This is a genomic window from Aquimarina litoralis (assembly GCF_019295435.1).
Classification (GTDB): Bacteria; Bacteroidota; Bacteroidia; order Flavobacteriales; family Flavobacteriaceae; genus Aquimarina; species Aquimarina litoralis_A.
Genome location: NZ_WEKL01000061.1, coordinates 1 through 22,591, shown reverse-complemented (window position 1 = coordinate 22,591; position 22,591 = coordinate 1). Strand labels below are relative to the sequence as shown.

Genomic DNA, 22,591 nt, shown 5'->3' with positions numbered 1-22,591 from the left:
GCTATTGCCATCAATTGTAATCCTATACGATCAGCTTCTGTTTCATGACTTCTACTAAAAGGTAACATGACTCCTAATTGGCTTCCTAATCCAAAAGCTGTTCCAATGATTTGTTGTGTTTGTTCGTTTTGACCACTAGCTGCAACAGCCGTAGCTACACCAGCAACTTGTTGTATTTGAGCAGCACTCATTCGTTGTTGTCCATGATTAGCCAAAGCGTGAGCCACTTCGTGCCCCATAATTGCTGCAACTCCTGTCTCGGTCTTTGCAATCGGTAAAATTCCTGTGTAAAAGACTATTTTTCCACCAGGCATACACCAAGCATTCACTGTTTTATCTTCAACAAGATTATACTCCCATTTATAGTCTTTTAAATATCCGGCATAACCATTAGCATTTAACCATCTTTCCGATGCTTTAGAAATTCTTTGCCCTACACGCTTTACCATCTCAGAATCAGCCGTACCATTCACTACTTTGTTTTCTCCTAAAAACTGATCATATTGCTGGAAAGCCATTGGTAATATCTGAGAATTTGGAACCAAAGCCAAGGTTTGTTTACCAGTAAAAGGATTAGTAGCACAGGAAAGAAAAAGAAATATTCCTCCTAATGCTACTGTAATTTTTCTCGTCTTCATAATATATGGATAGATATAATTTTCGTAGTATAAAATTACGAAAATCACTACATCCTTTAGAATAAAAACGTATCTATTTATGAAACAAAATCTATGTACGACAACTAAATTCGATAAAAGGTTTACTATTTAGCTGTAATATGAAGTTCATTAAAGTCTTTAGGAACAATGATGGTATTTTCTTTTTCATTGAATTTTAGATCAGCCAAAGAAACTTCTACATTATCAATTTCTATTTTTCCGATAGTAAAAGGTAAGCCAATAAATTCAATATTCATTTTCTCATACTCTGTGACAAAAGTTCCATTTTTATGCTGTTGAATGATGATCTCATTATCTTTACCAGTAAAGGCAAAACTTCTTAAACTAAATCTTCCTTTAGTATAATCATATCCATCTTGCGCATCTTCGTATACTTTGGACACTTCTTTATTTCCTAATTTGAAATAAACTTCTAATTTTAGTTCATCTATTTTCTTCTCTCCAACATATTGTTGTATAGGATATTTAGGAATAATCGCTCCTTCTTTAATAAATAAAGGAATCGTATCTAAATCTGCATCTACCCACTGCTCCATTCCACCTTTTACATATTCCCTGGTCCAATAGTTATACCAATTCCCTCTTGGTATGTATAGTCTTCTTCCTTTCGCATTAGGTTCTTGTACTGGACATACTAATATTTGGTTTCCAAATACAAATTCATCTGTTCTGTAATGTGTTTGTGTATCTTCTTGATCGTATAACACCAATGATTTTAACATTGGAATTCCTTCTTCAGCATATTCCCAAAACATGGTATATAAATAAGGAAGTAGTTGGTATCTCAATTCTACATACTTTCTAGTGACATCGATAACCTCTTCGCCAAATGTCCAAGGTTCTTGGTTTCCATGATCACCGGATGAATGCGTTCTACAGAATGGATGGAAAACTCCTAATTGTATCCAACGCGCATATAATTCTCCGGTTGGATGCTCAGCAAAACCACCAATATCACTTCCGGTAAAAGACATTCCACTCATACTCATTCGTTGTGCTTGAATATTAGCTATCCAAAGATGTTCCCAAGTAGCAACATTATCACCAGTCCAAGAAGAAGTATATCTTTGTGCGCCAGAGTATGCAGATCTCGTAATTACAAATGGTCTTTTTGGATACGCAAAACGTTTAATCCCTTCATAAGTAGCTCTCGCCATTTGCGTACCATAAATATTATGTGCTTTCCTATGGCTACATGGATTTCCGTCATAATAATGACGAACATCATCTGGGAAAGTCTTTCCTGGAACCTCCATCACCGCAGGTTCGTTCATATCATTCCAAACTCCTTTGATCCCTATTTCATCAATAAGCTCTTTAAATAATCCTGCCCACCACTCTCTTACTTCGGGATTTGTAAAGTCCGGAAAAAAACATTCACCAGGCCATACTTTTCCTCTCATATAAGGGCCATCTGCTCTTTTACAGAAGTAATCCTTTTCCATAGCTTCCTGATATACCCAATATTGATCATCTATTTTAATTCCAGGATCAATGATAACAATAGTTTTATAACCATCTTCAGCTAATTCATCAACCATTCTTTTGGGATCCGGAAAATATTCTTTATTCCAAGTAAAACATCTAAAACCTTCCATATAATCGATATCTAGATAAATGGCATCACACGGTATTTTTAGGTCCCTAAACTTAGTAGTAATTTCTTTTACTTTGCTTTCCGGATAATAACTCCATTTACACTGATGATATCCTAACGCCCATAAAGGAGGTAGCTCTGGTTTACCAGTTAAATCCGTATAACGCGTAATAACGTCTTGCATATTTGGTCCATAGAAGAAATAATAGTTCATTTCACCACCATGTGCCCAAAAGCTTGTTACATTACGACGTTCATTACAGAAATCGAAAAATGTTTTGAAAGAATTATCAAAGAAAATACCATAGGATCTTTCTTCATACATTCCTATGTAAAAAGGAACACTTTTATATAAAGGATCTTGATCTTTTCCAAAAGCATACTGATCAGTAGCCCAGTTTTCGATCCTTTTTCCTTTTAAATTTAGGTGCATTGGTTTGTCACCCAAACCATAGTAACATTCTCCTTGAGGAGCAGATTTACTCATTTTTACAATGTTACCACCATACTCGTAGCTTTGCTCCCAATGAAAGCCCCAATCATCTTTACAAATTACATTTCCTTCTCTATCAGCAATTGTAACTTGTATGTTAGATTTTGCAATATTAATTTTAAGTTTCTTAGTAATTATATCGTAAGAATCTTCTAATTCTTCAACCGCTAATTCGCTATATCCTCTAACACCTTTTTCACTAATAGCGTAGGAAAAATCTTTTTCAAAATTATTATCTGTAGCGTATCTAAAACGAATAACACTACCTCTAAGAATGGTGACCTGTAAAATAACTCCATTTTCTGTTGTGAAATTTATCTTATCAACGTTTTGAGAAAAGGAAGTGATTTTTCCCGGGAAAAGATTCCCTTTTATTTCTAATTCAGTGTTAGTAATCATAGCTAGTTGGTTTCTTTGCTTTACTTTTTGGTTTTGTAAAAAAACAATATCTATTGCAATAAATAAATTCTTTTACCGAGTATTTATCAAAAATATTTTACGAAAACGTTTGAAACAATATTCTATTAACATTTGTTTAATATCGAAGCTAAACATACATTTTATGAATTAATTTCAAACACAACAGTTCCTAACGGCGGAATCTTAATTTTCGCAGAGTAATTTCGATAATGATATTCTTTGGATTCTATTTTTATTTTCGATGATTTAAAATCACCCGTACCACCATACTTTTTATCATCACTATTAAAGACCTGTTTTAAAACGCCTTTTACGGATAGTCCGATTCGATACTCTTCTCTTGGTACTGGTGTAAAATTACATGCTACAACTAATATGTCTTTTTCTTTACTGCCTTTTCTTATATAAGTAATCACAGAATTTTCATGATCATCATAACTGATCCATTCAAAACCATCCGCATCAAACTGTTTTTCATACAAAGCAGGACTTGTTTTGTAAAGTTTATTAAGATCAGTTACCAATTGCTGAACTCCAGAGTGATAATCATATTGCAATAAATGCCAGTCTAAGCTACCTTGAAAATTCCATTCGTCATGCTGTCCAAACTCACCACCCATAAATAGCAAATTTGTTCCTGGATGTGTAAACATATAGCTATATAGCAGTCTAAGATTGGCAAATTTCTGCCATTCATCACCAGGCATTCTACCAATTATACTTCTTTTACCATATACTACTTCATCATGTGATAACGGTAATAGAAAATTTTCAGTAAAACCATACGTCATACTAAACGTGAGATCGTTTTGATGGTGTCTTCTATGAATAGGTTCTTTTCCCATATATAAGAGGGTATCATGCATCCATCCCATCATCCATTTCATGCCAAACCCTAAACCACCCATAAAGGTCGGTTTTGATACCATTGGGAATGAGGTAGATTCTTCTGCAATAGTCTGCACATCTGGAAAACTTTGATAAATCTCTTCATTTAGTTCTTTCATAAAAGTGATAGCTTCGAGATTTTCTCTTCCTCCATAAATATTAGGTTCCCATTCTCCATCTTCTCTAGAATAATCAAGGAACAGCATAGATGCCACAGCATCTACTCGCAAACCATCTGCATGATACTGATCTAACCAAAATATAGCGTTACTAATTAAAAAGCTTTTTACTTCATTTCTACCATAATTAAATATCAAGCTTTTCCAATCAGGATGATATCCTTTTCTTTTATCAGGATGTTCATACAAACATGATCCGTCAAAAAAGCCTAATCCATGGGCGTCCTCAGGGAAATGCGATGGCACCCAATCTAATAGAATCCCAATATCATTTTGATGCAATTTATCAACTAGAAGTTTGAATTCTTCGGGATATCCAAATCTTGATGTTGGTGCAAAATAACCTGTGAGCTGATATCCCCATGAAGGATCATATGGATATTCCATTATGGGCATTAATTCGACATGAGTAAAATTCATTTTCTTCACGTAAGCTACCAATTCATCAGCTAGTTCGAAATATGAAAGAGATCTATCTTCTTCAATTTTTCTTTTCCAAGATCCTAAATGAACTTCATAAACAGAAAAAGGAGCATTAATTGCATTATGTTTCTTCCTTTTTTGCATCCATTTAGCATCTTTCCAGTTGTAGGCATCTTCCCAAACTATGGATGCTGTTTTAGGAGGATGTTCATATCTTCGAGCATATGGATCTGCTTTTTCAGTTGTTATATCATTATGATGAGAATGAATTTTATACTTATAGATACTTCCCTTTCCTACTTCCGGTATAAAACCTTCCCATATTCCAGAAGCATCCCAACGAACATTTAGTGGATGTTCTTCTTCATTCCAAAAATTAAAATCTCCAATAACGGAAACAGATTTTGCAGATGGTGCCCATACAGCGAAATAAGTTCCTTGAACACCATTAACTGTCATAATATGAGAACCGAATTTTTCATACAATCTGTAATGTTTTCCAAGCTTAAAAAGATTAATGTCAAATTCTGTAAATAAACTATGTGCTATTACTTTACTCATATAAAAATGGTAATGATATTAACTATATCATTTTTAATTAAATAGATATTATACTATTTCTAATTATTTAAATCTTGAAATTATCTGGTATGATAGTACCTTTTCTAAAAACGACAATTCCGTCTTTTATAACAAATCTATCATCTTCTTTATCTTCTAGATGTGGACCTCCATTAACAACAACATTGTTACCAATCCTACAATCCTTATCTATAATTGCATTTGTAATCGTACAACCTTCACCTACTCCAATAAACGGTCTATTTTCTTTGCTATCGGTCTGTAATTCTTCAAGGTCTTGATATCGATCGCTACCGATCATATAGGTATTCTTAATTATGGTATCCTTGCCAATTCTAGATCTAATTCCGATTACAGATTGTTCAATTTCTTTTGCTTGAATAAGACAACCTTCAGCAATCATAGCTTTATCTAAACGAGTACCTGAGATTTTTGACGGAGKTAATATTCTAGGCCTAGTAAGTACATTTCGTTCGTTATCAAATAAATCAAATTTTGGAATATCATTAGCTAATTCAATATTAGCTTCGAAAAAAGAAGCGATAGTACCAATATCTGTCCAATATCCCTCATACTGATATGCCAATACTTTATGTGTATCGATAGATTGAGGAATGATCTCTTTACCAAAATCGATTCTTTCGGGATCAGATAGCAATTCTACTAATAGTTGTCTATTGAAAATATAGATTCCCATGGAAGCAAGATATTCTCGACCTTCGTTTTTCATTTCTTCGCTTACTTCTGATTCCCATCCAGGTAATTTATCTGTACTAGGTTTTTCAGTAAAGGAACTTATAAAGCTATCATCATCCGTTTTTAATATTCCAAAACTAGTAGCATCCTTAGAATTCACCGGTAAAGTAGCAATAGAGATATCCGCTCTTTTGTCTATATGCGCAGAAATCATATCATTTAAATCCATCTGATACAATTGATCTCCAGATAAAATAAGTGCATATTCAAAATCATGATTTAAGAAGTGATGCATCGATTGTCTCACTGCGTCTGCTGTTCCTTGAAACCAAGTTTTATTATCTGGAGTTTGTTCTGCAGCTAATACATCAACAAAAGCTTGACTAAATGAGCTAAATACGTATGTGTTTTTAATATGACTATTTAATGAAGCAGAATTAAATTGTGTAAGTACAAACATCCTTTTGATATCCGAATGTATACAATTAGTTATTGGGATATCTACCAAACGGTATTTACCAGCGATTGATACCGCAGGTTTTGATCTACTTTCCGTTAATGGCGATAATCTGGTTCCCTGTCCTCCTCCAAGGATAATCGCAAGGACTTTTTTGTTAATCATTGTGGTTATTTTAAAGATTTATATAATTCGATGTATTTGCTGGCTGAATTATTCCAAGAATGATCAATTTTTACTACTTCTTTCTGTTTTTCCTTATAATATTTTTGATTGCTATAAAATTCAACTCCCCTTTTTATTGAATTAAATACGTCTTGAACATTGACTTGATCATGACAGATCCCAAACCCATCATCACCAATATCTATAATTGTATCCTTAAGTCCTCCTATTCTTCTTACAATAGGAATTAGACCATATCTTAATGCGTACATTTGATTTAGACCGCAAGGTTCTACTCTGGACGGCATAAGTAAAAAATCTGCTCCTGCATAGATTTTATGGGAAAGCTTTTCATCATATCCAATATACGTATTATATGAATTGGAAAAATGTTCTTTTACATACCTCAATCTATTTTCAATCTGGTGGTCACCAGATCCAAGAATTAAAATATTTACATCTAAATTACGTAATGTTTCCAAACATATATCAGGTAAAAGATCAGCTCCTTTTTCATAAACTAATCTTCCGATAAAGGCGAATAATGGTTTCTCTATATCGAAACCAAACTCATCACATAACCATTTTTTATTTGCTTTTCTACCAGAAACAATATTCTTTTCTGTATAATTTTTTACGATCATTGGATCCGTTTCAGTATTCCAAATTGAATGATCAATCCCATTTAAGATTCCAACGCACTTATCTTTTTCGTGGTGTAGAAGACCTTCTAATCCGTTAGCAATTGATTGCAATTCTTCCATATAACTTGGAGATACTGTAGTTACTCTCCAAGCGCATTTAATGGCTGTAGCCAATGGATTAATACAATGATCCCAATCCAGAAGTCCAATATTATGTAAATCAAACTGTGGTATATAGTCTAATTTGTCATATGAAAATTGCCCCTGATACTGAGCATTATGTATCGTTAGAACTGTTGGTATATCTATTAAATCATGAAAAGCAGGTACCTGAGATACTAGAAAAGGTATCAATCCTGTGTGATGATCATGACAATGAATCACATCTGGTTTTACTTCTTCATTTCTTAACCAAATTAAAATCGCTAATTGAAACGCAATAAATCGTTCTGTATCATCATCATAACTATATACATTAGGTCTATACAATAACTCCTTTTGATCAACCAAATAAATTTGATAACCAAACTCTGTAGAGGTTACTTTTTTTATAGTAAAATCATATGTGCTTGCTCCTAAACGTAAGGTGTCAGAAAAAACATCTTCACATGAAAGTTGATTTACTTTATCATTATTAAAAAAAGGTAAAATTACTTCAGTAGTACAACCTAAATCATTTAAATATTTCGGAAGAGAGCCTACTACATCTCCAAGACCACCAACTTTTGCTAAAGGATAACATTCTAAACTCGTATAAAGTACTTTCATTAACTTATTCTTTTGGACTTCAAAAATTATGAAATAGGCCTATTGTTAATAACTTTCATAAGGAGTTTAAAACTAAAAAAATCCTGAAAACATTCACCTATAAAAACTTTAAAAAGAATAAGATTTAATAGTAATTTAATAATTATTTAGTGCAATTATTTCTGATTTAGTAATAATATAATAATATCTAAAAATATGATCATAGTTAACAACTATTTTTTGTCATTTTTTTATGGATCGTAATGCTTTTTTGATAATATATTTGGTGTCTTTGCTTGTAGTTTCCCTTTCCCATTGATTACATATATTTAGTACCCAATTCGATTGTGTTTTACTGGCATCATTAAGCCAGTTACCAACTGCATCTTTAACATATTTAGAACTATCGGATTTTAAAGGATTCAAGACACTAATTGCCTTTTCAGGAGATTCTTTTAGTTCGTCTATTTTTTTTGTCCAAACCCCAATGGGTCTAATAGCTTCAACGGCATATCTTCTTATATTTTCATTTGAGTTTTTTACCCAATTCGATAATATCATGATAGTTTGATCCAAATCTTGTATGATATATTCTTTAGTTGCCAAAATAGCAACTTCTCTTACTCCAAAATGATGATCTGCGGCAAATGGTTTTATGGTGTGTAACCTTTCTGTAATAGACATTTCAATTGCACTATAGTATTGTGCAGCCCAGCATCTAGGAATATCAGATTTATGATTCGAAAGATAGTGTACAATTTTTGGATCATTGGTAAGTTGTGTAAATGTGGCGCCAATAACTTTTGTATTAGAATTTGCTGTTGTTTTTTTTTGGTTGGATACAGCTTCATAAAAGCTATCATACCAATGCGTTTTATCCAAGTCGGTAAGTACTACTTTCAATAATTTCAGTTGATCCACTGCTAACCATTCTATAAGGTTAGCAGTTTCTATCATACCATTATTTAGATACTCCAAAACTTCTGGATTGAGATCTTTATTACTTCTTGCCCCTTTTCTATTTATAATATGTTCTGGAATCATTATAATATTAGGCTGCTCGGTTGGTTTTAAGTCTATTAACATGATTTATCTATAAAATATATCGCTATTCTTCGAATTGATTAAATACATCTAGATGATACATTTGCATCGTTTCAGGTTGTATGATCTCAAAAATAGCTGTGGCTTTTGGATTTTTCATGATGTCTTCTGCTGCATTTTTTGCGGCTTTTATATCAGTCCAGTATAATAAGTCTATATATTTTCCATCTTTATTACTAGCGGTAGTTCTATCTATAAAACCATCATATAGTTTTACAATATCATTTAATGAGGTCAATGCTTTTTGTGCTTGTTCTTGGGTGTATCCAGGATTTACCTCAAATAGCACTACTTCAATCGTGTAAGGTTTGTTTTTCATAAGGTTTTGATTTTGACTAAATATACTTGCACAGCATAAAAACATACTAAGCATAACAGTGTGAATTAAGTGATACATGTTTTAATTTTTATCAAAACTAAATACCACCTATGACAACCTTATGTCAGGAGGAAAACTAATGTTCTCTATATTTTTGAAAATAATCTTCTAAGGTGAATAGTTTAGTAGGAAATATCTCAGAAGTCTCTATTAAATTTATAATTCGATCTGTTCTAAATTCACGGTAATCATTACGCAACCTACAAAAAGCAATCATTACCCAAATTGTATTTGTAAAATATACACCTAACGGTTCGACAGTACGCTTGGTAAATTCTTTGGATGCGGCTGTATACTGAATTTCTAAAACTCTCAAATCTGTAATAGCTTGTTGTATTACAGACAGATAAGTACTTTCTGGAGATTTCTTAAAAGGAGGACTAACAATTCGTTGTTCTAATAATTCTAATTTCTCTTTTTGTGTAGTATTTAGAATCGCCTTTACTTTTTCAACAACTTCTTTATAATCCGAAATCAGCGAAGCATCATTATTGGTTTCAATAATTTTAGCGGCGGTAATCATGGCATTCGCCTCCTTTTCTGTAAACATAATGGGTGGCAAAGAATATCCATCTACTAAAAAATAACCAGTTCCTGCTTCAGCACCAATAGGTACTCCTGCATCTGATAATGCCAACATATCTCTGTAGATAGTTCGGATACTTACTCCAAATTTATCTGCTAAATCAGCGGCTTGTACTACTTTCTTAGATTGTAGTTTTACCAAAATTGCCGTTAATCTATGTAATCTCTTCATTATTACAACCTATTCAATAATTTCGTCTTCTTCATCAGACGAATCTTCAATTTCACTAAGATCAGTAGTGGTATCCATGATATAAGCAACTTCAGCATTTGCTGCCTCTTCGATTTGCTCTGGTGTCAACTCTTGTTCATTGGTACTCTTATCACGTATCATCCCGCCAGTCATTATCAAACTTGTTCCTATAATTACAAATAATAAAATACCAGGTTCAAATCCAGGAATAATAGCTTCTGCTGGAATTGCATAAAACAGAAGAACTGTTATTAATCCTCTAGGAGCAATGAATAATTGTGGAGAAATATCTTTCCCTACAAATATTCGCAATAATACATATCGTATTACATAAATCGATATAATAATCAATATACTTATTAAAGCAACTTTTAAGTTTAACAGAGATGATAATGTTATGGTAATTCCAAAGATTACAAAGAAAAGAGTTCTTACCACAAAAGCTGTTTCTGCAGTGATAACATGTAATTCATGATAGATAGCTTTCGCCTTTTCATAATCCAGCAGATTTTCTAATTTCCATTGAAAGAATAATTTCATATTTGCTATTACTAAACCAAAAATTAGAACTATTATTAATGATGACAAATGCATTTTTTTGCCTAATCCATATAATAATAATAGGACTGCAATCAATAAGAAAAGTTTTACCTGGCTTTTAATTTTTTGAAAAATCAAAATAATCCCGTAACTAGCTATTAATGAAATAATAATAGTAAGGATCAAATTAAAAGCAAAACCAGCTACTCCTGCGTCTTCTGCAGGATTTAACTTTCCGGTAAGAAAATAGAACATCATAATTCCCAAAATATCCGAAAATGTACTTTCATATACATGAAATTCCTTTTTAGCTTCTGACAATCCAGAAACACTAGGTATAATAATAGCACTGGATAAAATAGATAATGGGGTAGCATATAATAATGCAGACTGCATGGTCATTCCATCAATTAACGCCTTTAATACAATTGCTGCAACATAAGCCGAAGCTACTAACCCTATCAACGCAATAGCTAGCGATTTTAGAATCGGTACTAATTTTTCCCGTTTCAATTTCAACTCTAAGGCAGCTTCTAAAACAATCATAATCAATCCTACAATACCTAGAACTTCAAGCATTGGAAAAAAATTCATCTCCTCACCTCCAAATGCTTTAATTCCATATTGATAAATTATACCTAGAATGATCAGCATTAAAACTGCTGGAATATTGGTTTTTTTGGCTATACCATTAAAAACAAAAGACAAAATGATGGTTAACGAAATGCCTATAATTACATTATAAGAAGAAAAAATTTCCATTGGTTAATTTAGGTTGTTTAAGATTGCTTCGGAAAAGATAGTAAAATAATTTCACCTACTTAATACACTCTTTTTTATAAAATGACTTAATAATTTTTTAACGCAGTACTGATTTGAAAAAGTGTAATTTAGAAAAAATAAACATTACAAATAAAAAGCAATGTCCAATCAAGGGTTAATTATTGAAGAACGGAGTCGTGACATAGGAGATTTTTTAGTAGGACGTTTAATTCCTTTTAGAAAAAAAAGAATGGTAGGTCCTTTTATCTTTATTGATCATATGGGACCAACGATGATAAAAAAGGGAAAATATATGGATGTAGATCAGCACCCGCATATTGGTTTATCCACGTTGACCTATTTACTAGATGGTGAGATTATGCATGAGGATAGTATTGGAACTAAACAACGAATTTCTCCAGGATCTGTAAATTGGATGGTCGCTGGTAAAGGCGTTACTCATACAGAGAGAACCCCAAAAGATATGAGGAATGGAACAGAGTTTTTAGCACATGGATATCAAATTTGGGTAGCTTTACCGAAAGATTTAGAAACCGTTGAACCAGAGTTTCATCATTTGGACAAGAACGAACTTCCTACATGGAAAGATAAAAACACTGAGTTTAAACTAATCGCTGGAAATGGTTATGGAAAAACATCTCCTTTACCTGTACATTCAGAACTTTTTATGGTTGAAGTCAAAAGTTCAGAACGTTATGAATTACAAATAAAAGGAGAATTAAAAGGAGAAATTGGAGTTTGTATTGTGGAAGGCGAAATACGAGCTTGTGATACTATTGTAGAAAAAGGGAATATGCTAGTTTCTAAAATAGAAGATACTTGTTCTATAATTTTAGAACCTAATACGCATTTATTATTATTTGGAGGAGAACCTTTTCCTGAAGAAAGACATATTTATTGGAATTTTGTATCCTCTAGTAAAGAAAAATTGGAAGAAGCAAAAGATAAGTGGAGAAACAAGCAATTTCCTAAAGTTCCAAATGATAATAGCTATGTAGTAATGCCAGAATAGATTATCCGGCTGCTAATTCCCGTCTAATATCTTTTAAAGTTTTGGTAGTATTTACTAATTCCAAAACAATTTCTTTTCTAAATTCATCAAGATCATCATAATCATAATATTTAGCCCATTTATGATCCTCTAATAATGTTTTAATCTGTTTGATTAATCTACGAGTAGCATCCACAGGTCTTATGATCGCTATTTGATCATAATCTGGATTGTCTCTATGCTTATAACTTACTGTTTTAGTTTCGAAATCAACATAAATATAATAGGCATCTACATCTTCGCTTAGATTTTCTCTAAAGTCTGTCCAATCTGCATACCCTAACCGAAGATCATCAATTTCTACGGGAATTTCAGAAACCAAACGCCAGTTACACTTCGCAGCTCTTCCCCAATGGTTTGATAATCGATATACACCATTTGTAGTATAGTAATAGGTACTACCAGATTCACTTCTGTAATGAGGTTTTCTTCTGGATATTTCTCTTAATCGTACTCCTTTGAAAACACAGTACGTATTTTTAAAAAAGTTATTTCTAGTAAATTTCTTTACTTTCGTTAGTTGTTCCTCCAATGACTTTTATTTTTCCGAGCACAAAGAAATTATTTTTTGAGAAGAAAAGAAAAACAAGTTTTTAACAGAATTTTGTTAGAAAATTAAATATTGATTTCAAAACTGAAATTTTTAAGAATTACTATCTCTTTTACCTAAAATTAAAAACACGCTATAACCAAGAAGATTCCCAAAAAATATTCCAATATAATGAGGTACGGCAAAAAATGCTTCATAGAAAAATCCAATTCTTTTTCCAAATTGTCTAGTACAGGCTCTTCCTATATAGGACATTCTCCACCAATGTATTGTTTTTTTACCATTGCGTCCATCACGATACACTTCTTTGCCTGTTGTGTATACGCATCGTAAATGACCACGTAAACTACATTGATCCACAATGGCAAACTCTCCCATTGAATTATCCTTGTTTTCAATTTTACTTTCCATATAAAAGATACATTTGTTTTAAACGACAGAAAATTTGGATTTTAGTTCGAAAATCTAAACCGAATTATTTTGCAAAGTATTCTAAATCTTCTTTGTACTTTGAAGATACAAAATCTTGTGTTTGAATAAAATTAAAAATCTCCTCACTATTCATCTTATCTATTCCTTCATTGGAATATAATTCCGGAAAAATATTCATTAATTTATTCTGTATATGAGCCGTAAGTTTAATGAGATCCTTACAGTATACAGAAACATTGTTAAAACCATTTTCCTTTTTAAACCGATGTACTAACCTACCGCCTTGACAGACTTCTTTAATAGGACAATTCAGGCACTTAACATTTAATTTCGTGGTACTATCTTCAAAATATAACTTTCCCAATGGAGAGTTTTTAATATCTGAAAAATTATGAGTGTTTATATTCATCCCTGTTTTTGTAAAACCATGTCCACAGGCTTTTAAAGAATCAATTGCTTCAATTTCTCCATTGGTTTCAATCACCAATACGGTAGATTCGTTATTTGCTTGATCTGCAACCCCTAAGATTCTATTAACAATACCAGCAAACATAGGTATTTGATATCTTTCAATATCATCAATCCAAAGATCAAACAATTGGATTAACCAATCGGCCATAGAAGTTTTTGATGTATCAAAAGGAAAAGTATCATGAGTAAAATCAGGTATTAAAAAATTTACTGAGTTTACATTCATATTTTTAAAACTCAGGTATGTTTTTTCTGGGTTTTCTTCAATATTAATAACACATACTGTATCTGCATACCCAATTTCTTTTTTTAATATTTGTACTGATTTAAAGACCTTATCATAACTTCCTTTACCTTTATGATCCACCCGAAACATATCATGTGCTTTTTTTGTTCCATCAACACTAATACTAGGATATATATTTAACTCCCTAAATAATGAGCACCATTCTTCATTAATTAAAACGCCATTGGTTTGCACATCATATTTAAAAGTAACATTGGATAATTGCAATCTCATCTTATTTGCTTTATATACAAATTTTCGATAAAATTCTTTATCTATTAATAACGGTTCTCCTCCATGAAAAATAAATGAAAACTCCTTTTTATTGTAGGTAAGAATATAATTTTTAGTTTTTTCTAAAATTTGATCTATCAACTGATAAGACATAAACTTTGGTTGTTCTTTATATGTTGTATCCCCTAGATTATACATAAAACAATAGGAACAATTTAGATTACATCTGCTTGCTACTTTTAGAATGAGTGCATCGAATTTCATAACTTATCTATTTGAAAATTATTTGATTTGATAAACATACTAAGCGAAGTATAGTGATTAAAGCGTACAAGYTTACTGTACTCCGCCTAGTATTTTATGGATTAATATCCATATCTAGTTCTTAGTACGAAACAATCCGAACTTCTTATCGGTGATACGCTGGTGTTTCGACAGCGGTTGCTACACAGCGTCCTAGTGTTTCTGACCAAACTTGGCCTTCAGCACATCTTCTACCACCACTAGTAGGATAATAGATTACATCTGAAGCATCAATTGCACCTCCTAAAATAGCTTTCATATTTTGTAATTCATTTGAAGAGAATTTGTCTAAGCCTTTGCGTATTAAAAATACCTTTTTCATTATTTGTATGTTTAGATTTTGCCTACTCTATTTGATTTTCGGCGACCTCATAAAGCTGTATGTTCAAGTGCGCGCTTTGATCTTACAACTTTATATAAACACAAAGGAATTTTGTTACCCTATCAAGAATAAAAATTTATTATGAAGATTGATTAATTAGAATTTTAAAAAGGGATAATTATTAGAAAGAGTACAAAGTTTTTATCTATTTATACTTCACCAAAATAAACCCAATGTCCATTTTCTTTGACAAATTTTGAATGTTCATGAATGAACTGTAGTGAACCATTCTCAAAATAAAATGCTTTAAACTCTACAGTTCCATCAATATCATTCTTTAAACCACCAGTGGTATTCAGCACCTCTAACTTGATCCATTGTACGGATTTTGCCCACTTTACGATTGATTTTTTCTCTTTTAAAGATGGTCTGGTAGAACTATGATGGCTTTTTAATAAATAGTCTCCATTTGCAACTACAAAAGCACTGTAACGAGATCTCATTAAAGCTTCTGCCGTTAATGCTTTTTTTATGTCTAAATGAATTTCATAGCAACAAGCATTAAATGAATCCGTCTTTCCGCAATTACAGCTATTCATTATCCAATAAATTTTCTTTAGACTGAGAAGCTTTTTTAAGGATCTCTTTTAACCTATCTTTCCTCAACTGTTTCTCTTTACGTAATTTATTCTTTTTACGATCCATCAACTTCTTATGCTTTGCTTTATTGAGAGTATTCTTTTCTTTTCCTTTTTTAGGCATCCTGATGATATTCAGATTTATGATACAAATATAATGAATGCATAAATTGTGTTTTATATGCTCCAGATGTTAAAACATGAACACAAAACCAACTGATTTACAACATTATACAAGTATTAAATGGGGAAAATTCAAATTTTTACATTTTTATGTTTGATATATTACGGTTTTTCCGTAGTTTAGTCTTGCCTAAATCTTAAAATCGAAATGCTTATGCAGAAAACTACTCTTGAAAAGCGATTTAATTCGCAAAATTTAGCAGAAAAATATCACCACGTATGGAATAAAGGAATTCATTTATTTTCAATAAATGATGCCAATCGTGATTTTTATTATAGTGTATTTTATATAGATTTCTTATTTGCTGAAATCATATACAACAAATTAAATGGTGAAATAATTACCATAAAAAGTTTTACAGACAAAGCCAAACTAATGTATTATCTAAGAGAAGATTTTAGTTAACCATATATTATTATTGAGTATATGAATACAGGAATCTTAATTTAGTATCTAGATTAGAACATTTTGCCCCATCGTTGTCGAAGTCTGATTTTAAGTGATTAGTTAATTAGTTAGTTCACCAAATTTCTTGTATTTCATATGCTCATTAATGCATACGTATAGATAGATTATTATTTACCATAAAGTTGTAACATATAACTCAACTATTAAATACATCGTCATAATACCCAAAAAACGTTCATGTAACTTTATATAAGTTCATGAGCGTTTTGCTTTGTAGATGGTTTTCAAAACTATATTAACATTTGTTAAATGAGTAACAGATAATCTTATTTCGATTTATAAAGTACATTTAAAACAAGACCAGTTATCACCATAAAAGTTCCTAAAATGCTTAGCAATGGATAGCTATCTCCAAAAATAAATACTCCAGCAATCATTGTAAATATAACTTCCATATATTTAAATGATACTATTTTATTAGTGGCCTGAGATTGAAAAGCCTTTGTCATAAAAAGTTGACCAAAATAACCGAATATTCCTAAGCTTAATAAAAGTACCCATTCCATTCCTTGTGGTGTTTTGACCCATTGAAAAACAGATAATACACCTCCCAAAATTGTTGCTATCCACATAAAATAATTAACGATAACTACAGGATGATCACCCGAACCTATTTTGTTTATTAAAACATATACAAGTCCACTAAACAAAGCTGATAAAATAATCAATAAAAGCCCGAACGAATCTATATCGGTATCAAAGCCTTTAATTATTAATACACCGCTAAAAGCTATCAAAAAGAAAAGCCATTGAATATTTTTCACTTTTTCCTTCAAAAACAGTACGGCTAGTAAGGTAGCAAAGATGGGAGATAAATATCTTAAAGATACTGCAGATCCAATTTTCAAATATTCAACGGACATAAAAAACAACCCCATTGAAGTTACGCCCACTAAACCACGAAGTATTAATAGTTTTCTTTGATTTCCTAAAATTGGAATCTTATGATAAAGTAAAAATGGCATTGTAAAAAATAGGGTGCCAATTGATCTAAAAAAAACAAGTTGATATGCACTAAAGCCCTGTAAATACTTAACAAGCAAATTCATAGCCGTAAATGAGAACGTGCTCAGAATCATAAAATAGATTGCTTTTTTCAATAATTCTCGGCTTTAAAATTAAAATTGCGTTTTCGAATAATTTAGAATTCAAATATAGAACTAGTTCCAAGATATTGCATCAAAATAAGCGCTACAATATTCTTAAAAAAAGACTACTAATTCCATTGATTACTTACTAAATGGCTTAGTTTTTGTTAATTTACTAATGTTCATCACAATGAACAGATAAATTCAACGTTATGATAGAAATTAGTTATAAAGTTATTTTTGATTTTTTTTCACTAATTTAATCCTCCATTTAAAGCCCCTAACAACCCTATGAAAAAAGCACTCCCCATATTGATATTACTGATTTATCAATGTGTTTGTGGTCAAGCATACACTATTAAAGATGCTAACCAAAAATTCCCCATTTCTTATGCAACGATTTCTTTTGGTAACGGAAATGGACTTTTTGCTGATGAAGATGGAGTTTTTGAATTCTCTAAAAAACGATATAGAGATATTGATTCTATTTACATTTCTGCATTAGGTTATAAAGAAAAAGGAATCAATACTAGTGAATTACCAAAAATTATAGAATTAACACCTGATGTATCGCAATTACAAGAAGTTGTGGTCAAAGCTGAAAATTTAGGAAGATATAAGACCAGGAAGAAAGGATCAAGAGTACACGATGATTATTTTAAATGTTGGCTACCTACTGTAGAATCCGAAATTGCGGTGTTTTTTCCAAGAGATCCTTTAAAATCCACTAAAATTGCTTCTGTATTTTTACCAGTTATGATGGAGTCTTCTAGGAAATCATCAAGCCGAAAACAAGCTTTTTCAACGCTATTCAAAATGCAGTTCTATGAAAATAATAATGGCTTTCCAGGAAAGAGAATGGCTGGAGATGATATTATTTTTAGAATTACAAATAATGACAAAACCAATTTTGAGCTTGACATCTTAGAACATAAAGTATTCATCCCCAAAAGTGGAATTTTTGTTTCTATCCAAGTCTTAGGTTACACTGATAAAAAAGGAAAACTACAGCATACCAAAAAATATCATGAAGTAGAAACTCGAAAAGGAATCGTTAAGGTATCAACGACTTTCAGACCATTACTCCCATTTACCGATAAAATTGAAGATAATATTACATTTACTAGAAGAATATTTTTCAAAAACAGAACTTGGCAACGTTTTGATGAAAAATATAGTGAAAATAATATGTTAATACAAAAAGGATTTATGAACTACGGTATGGGTTTAAAAATGCACGTTTATGAAAAGTAATATTGTAGTTTTAATCTAGAAAAGACCTTTTTGTATTGTGTTGTATTGCCACTTCCATGGATCCTTTTTGGATTGTTTTGTTTTCCGTGTATTTTACAGCATCTTCAATATTCAAAAAATTATGCTGACCACCTAGAGTATCCGTAAAACCAGATCTTTTTAAAAAATCTCGAACAGGACCTATCGTACCTGAAATTAATAGTTGTACTCCTAAATCTTCCAAATATCGGTGCACATCCTCTAATACATGTAAACCGGTACTATCAATATCATGAATGTTAGTACTATCTAAGATTAAAAACTCTGGTAATTTTTCTCTTTTATCAATTTGACTGCGTAATGCCTCTTTAAAATAACTAGTATTCGCAAAATATAATTGATCATCGAATCTAATAATTAAATATTTCGAGGATCTTTTAGCATCAGGAAACCTTTTAATATTTCTGTAGTAGTTCGTATTTGGAATATTTACTAACTCAGCTATATGTGGTCTTGAACTGTAATATTGTAAAAAAATATACGATAAAATTACTCCTATAAAGATCCCTTTCTCTACTCCAAAAACCAGAGTACCGATAAAAGTAATAAACATCACGATAAACTCTCTTCTTCTTAATTTTAACAGATATTTTGCTTCAGTAATGTTAATCAAACCAAAAACTGAAACCAAAATGATTGCCGCTAACACTGCTTTTGGGATATAGTAAAAAAACGAAGTCAAAAACAATAAAGAAATCACAACCATTATAGCTGTAATTATAGACGAAATGGTCGTTTTTCCGCCTGCTTCATCATTAATTGCCGATCTACTATAACTTCCAGAAGATGGAATTGCCTGAAAGAAAGCTCCTAGTACCTTTGCAATCCCTAAGGCTAATAGTTCTTGATTTGGTCGAACTATATGATCTCTGTTTTTCATCTCGAGTGACTTGGCAATCCCTATACTCCCAACATATCCTATGAATGTTACAGTAAGTACGGATGGTATTAATGCAATCATATTTTCATAACTCATCTCCGGAACATTGAATGACGGTAATCCTTTAGGCACATCTTCTATTACAGAAAGTCCTAAACTTTTCAAGTCGAAAACAATTGTAATGATTGTTGTTACAACCAAAACAAATAAGGCACCAGGAAAAGATTTCTTCCATTTCTTTAAAACAAGCATTACTGTAATTGCTCCTAAACACATAGCAAATGTTATCCAATTAAGGGAATAAATATGTTGTATTGTATACCACAATGTTTGATGTACATAGTCAAAGCTGGGAATTTCTATACCCAAAGATTCTCCTAATTGCGAAATAATGATAATAATAGCAGCTGCAGAAATGAATCCAGAAATTACAGGTTGGGAAATTAAATTTACCAAAAACCCCATTTGAAGTAGGCTTAGTATTATCTGCAGTAAACCAATAAGTAAACCGGAAAAGACAACCAGATTGGTGAATTCATCAGTAAAAGGAGTTGCTATTTGACTTACACCACTCATTACTAATATCGCTGTTACGGCAACTGGTCCAATACTAAGTTGTCTAGAAGTTCCAAAAAAAGCATAAATAACTAATGGTATAAGACATGCATACAATCCAAAAATTGGTGGTGTTCCCATTAATAAAGCATATGCTATCGCTTGAGGAATTAGAATAACACCAACCGTAATTCCAGCAATTGCATCAGCAATGAAGGAGCTTTTATTATAGCCTCTAATAGCTTCTAAAATAGGAAGTATTTTATGGATCTTTTTAACGAGTATATGATTTTTGTTAGCCACTGTAAATCTACAATAGTTTAAGAATTTATACCAATTGATTCTAAAAAAGCACTTACATTTTTTTAGGTTTTATTTATTTTTGAAGTGTAACTCAACTCAATGAACGAAACTTTACTTCTTGTTATTCTTGCTTTTGTTGGATTTTTCGCTGGAATTATAAATACAATTGCCGGAGGAGGATCTTTACTTACATTACCCATGCTTATTTTCATGGGATTGCCACCATCGGTTGCTAATGGTACTAACCGAATTGGAATTTTTATTCAAAGTATTACTTCGGTTGCAGGTTTTAAAAGCAAAGGAATCAAACCTACACTTTTTGGTGTTTACTTGGGGTTATCGGCATTAATAGGTTCTATAATAGGAGCAAAAATTGCTATTGATATTAAAGGAGATACTTTTAACAGAATTCTAGCAATTATAATGCTTATTGTCGTTTTATTCATGGTATTTAAACCTAAAGTTACACTGGATAATATGATAGAACGGACAAAAGGTAAATACCGTTTTCTGTCTATTGTAACTTTTTTTATAATTGGTATTTATGGAGGTTTTATACAAGCTGGAGTCGGTATTTTCATACTTCTGGCATTGACTTCTATTAATAAGATGAATTTAGTAAGCTCCAATGCTGTTAAAGCGCTAATAGTTTTTATCTACACAATCGGCGCTTTGTTTGTTTTCATTTATAATAATCAAATAGATTATTTATATGGTTTTGTACTTGCATTCGGAAATGCCTCTGGTGGTTGGATTGGAAGTAGATGGTCTGTAAAAAAGGGTGATGGTTTAGTTAAAATTTTCTTGATAATAATGGTCATAGCAATGGCGATTAAACTATGGATAGATAGTTAATCTTACATTAAAAAGTTTTTGGTTTTATGTTCATTTTATAACTTGTTAGAGTAACTAACACTGATATTCAATGAAATCAGCACCATCACATACCCTATTCTTATTAATTTTCTCTTTACTTCTTTTTAATTGTAAAACATCTTTAAAAGAAGAAGAAGATTCAGATACTAAAGATGAGATCACAAAAGCAGATAACATCGATCAAACACCTGCTTCAGATATAAAAATCATACCAATTCAGCATGCCTCTACCGTATTGGAATACAAAGAAAACACTATATATCTCGATCCTACAGGTGGCGCTAAAGCCTTTGAGAATCAAAAAAAACCTACTATCGTTTTGATAACTGATATTCATGGAGATCATATGAATATTGAAACTTTGGATAGTTTAGAACTTAGTAAAGCAAAGCTTGTAGTTCCACAAGCAGTTGCAGAAAAACTTCCCGCAAATTATACAAAGCAACTAGTTATTATTAATAACGGAGAGACTAAAGAGGTAAATAGTATTTCTATTGAAGCAATACCAATGTATAATCTAAGGGAAGAAGCATTAAAATTCCATAACAAAGGAAGAGGAAATGGATATGTGATTACTTTAGGTAAAGAAAGATTATATTTTTCTGGAGATACTGAAGATATTCCTGAAATGAGGGCTCTTAAAAACATTGATAAAGCTTTTATTTGTATGAATCTCCCTTACACAATGACAGTAGAAAGTGCTGCTGATGCTGTATTAGAATTTAAACCCAAACAAATATATCCATATCACTATAGAGGACCTGAAGGATTAAGTGACGTTTCTAAGTTCAAAGAAATTATTAATATTGGGAATAAAGAAATTGAAGTTGTTCAGTTAAATTGGTATCCAGATTTAAAATAATTCATTTCTTACTAATACGTAAATAAAGACTGTTGTAGCTATTATGAGGGTATTAAAATGGATTCTATATATATTATCAATTCCTATTAGCTATCTAATTGTTTCATTAATTTTTACAGCTATTACAGTAGATCGAGATGTTAAAAATGGAACTCCTGACACGTACATATTTTTGAGCACTAATGGAGTCCATTTGGATATCATACTTCCAAAGAAAAGTATTTATGATTCATTATTATC

The 22,591-nt window shown here is 31.5% G+C and carries 22 protein-coding genes and 1 pseudogene; 6 read left to right on the top strand and 17 right to left on the bottom strand.

Annotated elements, in window-relative coordinates; genetic code table 11:
* The 9 genes from GBO31_RS21480 to GBO31_RS21440 all read right to left on the bottom strand — a co-directional run.
* Positions 1 to 638 (bottom strand): M48 family metallopeptidase (locus GBO31_RS21480; protein WP_219010554.1); only part of this gene is annotated, 638 nt, incomplete at its 3' end.
* A 125-nt stretch (positions 639 to 763) separates the two neighbouring features.
* A complete protein-coding gene (locus tag GBO31_RS21475; protein ID WP_219010553.1) occupies positions 764 to 3,169 on the bottom strand; it encodes a glycoside hydrolase family 31 protein in 2,406 nt (801 codons plus the stop codon).
* A gap of 161 nt (positions 3,170 to 3,330) precedes the next feature.
* Positions 3,331 to 5,241 (bottom strand): 1,4-alpha-glucan branching protein GlgB, encoded by a 1,911-nt coding sequence (gene glgB, locus GBO31_RS21470; RefSeq protein ID WP_219010551.1) that lies wholly within the window; start codon positions 5,239 to 5,241, stop codon positions 3,331 to 3,333.
* A 67-nt stretch (positions 5,242 to 5,308) separates the two neighbouring features.
* Positions 5,309 to 6,580, bottom strand: a complete 1,272-nt coding sequence (locus GBO31_RS21465) for a glucose-1-phosphate adenylyltransferase (protein WP_219010549.1) — start codon at positions 6,578 to 6,580, stop codon at positions 5,309 to 5,311.
* 5 nt (positions 6,581 to 6,585) lie between these two features.
* Positions 6,586 to 7,992, bottom strand: coding sequence for a glycogen synthase (locus tag GBO31_RS21460; RefSeq protein ID WP_219010548.1), 1,407 nt, complete (start codon positions 7,990 to 7,992; stop codon positions 6,586 to 6,588).
* Between the two features lie 222 nt (positions 7,993 to 8,214).
* Positions 8,215 to 9,057 (bottom strand): DNA alkylation repair protein, encoded by an 843-nt coding sequence (locus tag GBO31_RS21455; protein ID WP_246615946.1) that lies wholly within the window; start codon positions 9,055 to 9,057, stop codon positions 8,215 to 8,217.
* 22 nt (positions 9,058 to 9,079) lie between these two features.
* A complete protein-coding gene (locus tag GBO31_RS21450) occupies positions 9,080 to 9,394 on the bottom strand; it encodes a hypothetical protein (protein WP_219010546.1) in 315 nt (104 codons plus the stop codon).
* 136 nt (positions 9,395 to 9,530) lie between these two features.
* A complete protein-coding gene (locus GBO31_RS21445) occupies positions 9,531 to 10,211 on the bottom strand; it encodes a helix-turn-helix transcriptional regulator (RefSeq protein ID WP_219010543.1) in 681 nt (226 codons plus the stop codon).
* A gap of 9 nt (positions 10,212 to 10,220) precedes the next feature.
* Positions 10,221 to 11,534: a cation:proton antiporter gene (locus GBO31_RS21440; protein WP_219010542.1), complete on the bottom strand. Its 1,314-nt coding sequence runs from the start codon at positions 11,532 to 11,534 to the stop codon at positions 10,221 to 10,223.
* Positions 11,535 to 11,694: 160 nt separating this feature from the next.
* Here GBO31_RS21440 and GBO31_RS21435 point away from each other — a divergent pair, with 160 nt between their 5' ends.
* Entirely contained in the window at positions 11,695 to 12,567 is an 873-nt protein-coding gene (locus tag GBO31_RS21435; protein ID WP_219010541.1) for a pirin family protein, read from the top strand.
* 1 nt (position 12,568) lies between these two features.
* Here the strand turns inward: GBO31_RS21435 and GBO31_RS21430 are convergent, their stop codons facing one another.
* From GBO31_RS21430 to GBO31_RS21405, 6 genes are all read right to left on the bottom strand, one after another.
* Entirely contained in the window at positions 12,569 to 13,138 is a 570-nt protein-coding gene (locus GBO31_RS21430; protein ID WP_219010538.1) for a hypothetical protein, read from the bottom strand.
* A 111-nt stretch (positions 13,139 to 13,249) separates the two neighbouring features.
* Positions 13,250 to 13,567, bottom strand: a complete 318-nt coding sequence (locus GBO31_RS21425; protein WP_219010537.1) for a hypothetical protein — start codon at positions 13,565 to 13,567, stop codon at positions 13,250 to 13,252.
* A gap of 64 nt (positions 13,568 to 13,631) precedes the next feature.
* Positions 13,632 to 14,843, bottom strand: a complete 1,212-nt coding sequence (locus tag GBO31_RS21420; RefSeq protein ID WP_219010535.1) for a radical SAM protein — start codon at positions 14,841 to 14,843, stop codon at positions 13,632 to 13,634.
* A gap of 145 nt (positions 14,844 to 14,988) precedes the next feature.
* A complete protein-coding gene (locus GBO31_RS21415; RefSeq protein WP_219010532.1) occupies positions 14,989 to 15,204 on the bottom strand; it encodes a hypothetical protein in 216 nt (71 codons plus the stop codon).
* 209 nt (positions 15,205 to 15,413) lie between these two features.
* On the bottom strand, positions 15,414 to 15,803 hold the full coding sequence (locus GBO31_RS21410; protein ID WP_219010531.1) for a YchJ family protein: 390 nt from the start codon (positions 15,801 to 15,803) through the stop codon (positions 15,414 to 15,416).
* Positions 15,796 to 15,966, bottom strand: a complete 171-nt coding sequence (locus tag GBO31_RS21405; RefSeq protein WP_219010529.1) for a hypothetical protein — start codon at positions 15,964 to 15,966, stop codon at positions 15,796 to 15,798. The genes GBO31_RS21410 and GBO31_RS21405 overlap by 8 nt, the downstream gene beginning before the upstream one ends.
* Before the next feature lie 213 nt (positions 15,967 to 16,179).
* On the opposite strand from GBO31_RS21405, the gene GBO31_RS21400 reads away from it, so the two are divergent.
* Positions 16,180 to 16,431: a hypothetical protein gene (locus GBO31_RS21400; protein WP_219010527.1), complete on the top strand. Its 252-nt coding sequence runs from the start codon at positions 16,180 to 16,182 to the stop codon at positions 16,429 to 16,431.
* A 329-nt stretch (positions 16,432 to 16,760) separates the two neighbouring features.
* Here GBO31_RS21400 and GBO31_RS21395 read toward each other — a convergent pair whose 3' ends face one another.
* Positions 16,761 to 17,594 carry a DMT family transporter gene (locus tag GBO31_RS21395; protein ID WP_281422482.1) on the bottom strand — a complete coding sequence of 278 codons (834 nt, stop codon included), beginning with the start codon at positions 17,592 to 17,594 and terminating at the stop codon, positions 16,761 to 16,763.
* A 279-nt stretch (positions 17,595 to 17,873) separates the two neighbouring features.
* On the opposite strand from GBO31_RS21395, the gene GBO31_RS21390 reads away from it, so the two are divergent.
* Positions 17,874 to 18,836: a carboxypeptidase-like regulatory domain-containing protein gene (locus tag GBO31_RS21390; RefSeq protein ID WP_219010525.1), complete on the top strand. Its 963-nt coding sequence runs from the start codon at positions 17,874 to 17,876 to the stop codon at positions 18,834 to 18,836.
* Positions 18,837 to 18,846: 10 nt separating this feature from the next.
* On the opposite strand, the gene GBO31_RS21385 is transcribed toward GBO31_RS21390, so the two are convergent.
* Positions 18,847 to 20,613: a SulP family inorganic anion transporter gene (locus GBO31_RS21385; RefSeq protein WP_219010523.1), complete on the bottom strand. Its 1,767-nt coding sequence runs from the start codon at positions 20,611 to 20,613 to the stop codon at positions 18,847 to 18,849.
* A gap of 99 nt (positions 20,614 to 20,712) precedes the next feature.
* On the opposite strand from GBO31_RS21385, the gene GBO31_RS21380 reads away from it, so the two are divergent.
* From GBO31_RS21380 to GBO31_RS21370, 3 genes and pseudogenes are all read left to right on the top strand, one after another.
* Positions 20,713 to 21,468 (top strand): sulfite exporter TauE/SafE family protein, encoded by a 756-nt coding sequence (locus tag GBO31_RS21380; protein ID WP_219010521.1) that lies wholly within the window; start codon positions 20,713 to 20,715, stop codon positions 21,466 to 21,468.
* 70 nt (positions 21,469 to 21,538) lie between these two features.
* Positions 21,539 to 22,351 carry an MBL fold metallo-hydrolase gene (locus GBO31_RS21375; RefSeq protein WP_219010520.1) on the top strand — a complete coding sequence of 271 codons (813 nt, stop codon included), beginning with the start codon at positions 21,539 to 21,541 and terminating at the stop codon, positions 22,349 to 22,351.
* A 43-nt stretch (positions 22,352 to 22,394) separates the two neighbouring features.
* A pseudogene (locus tag GBO31_RS21370) lies at positions 22,395 to 22,591 on the top strand (DUF2459 domain-containing protein); the annotation flags it as partial.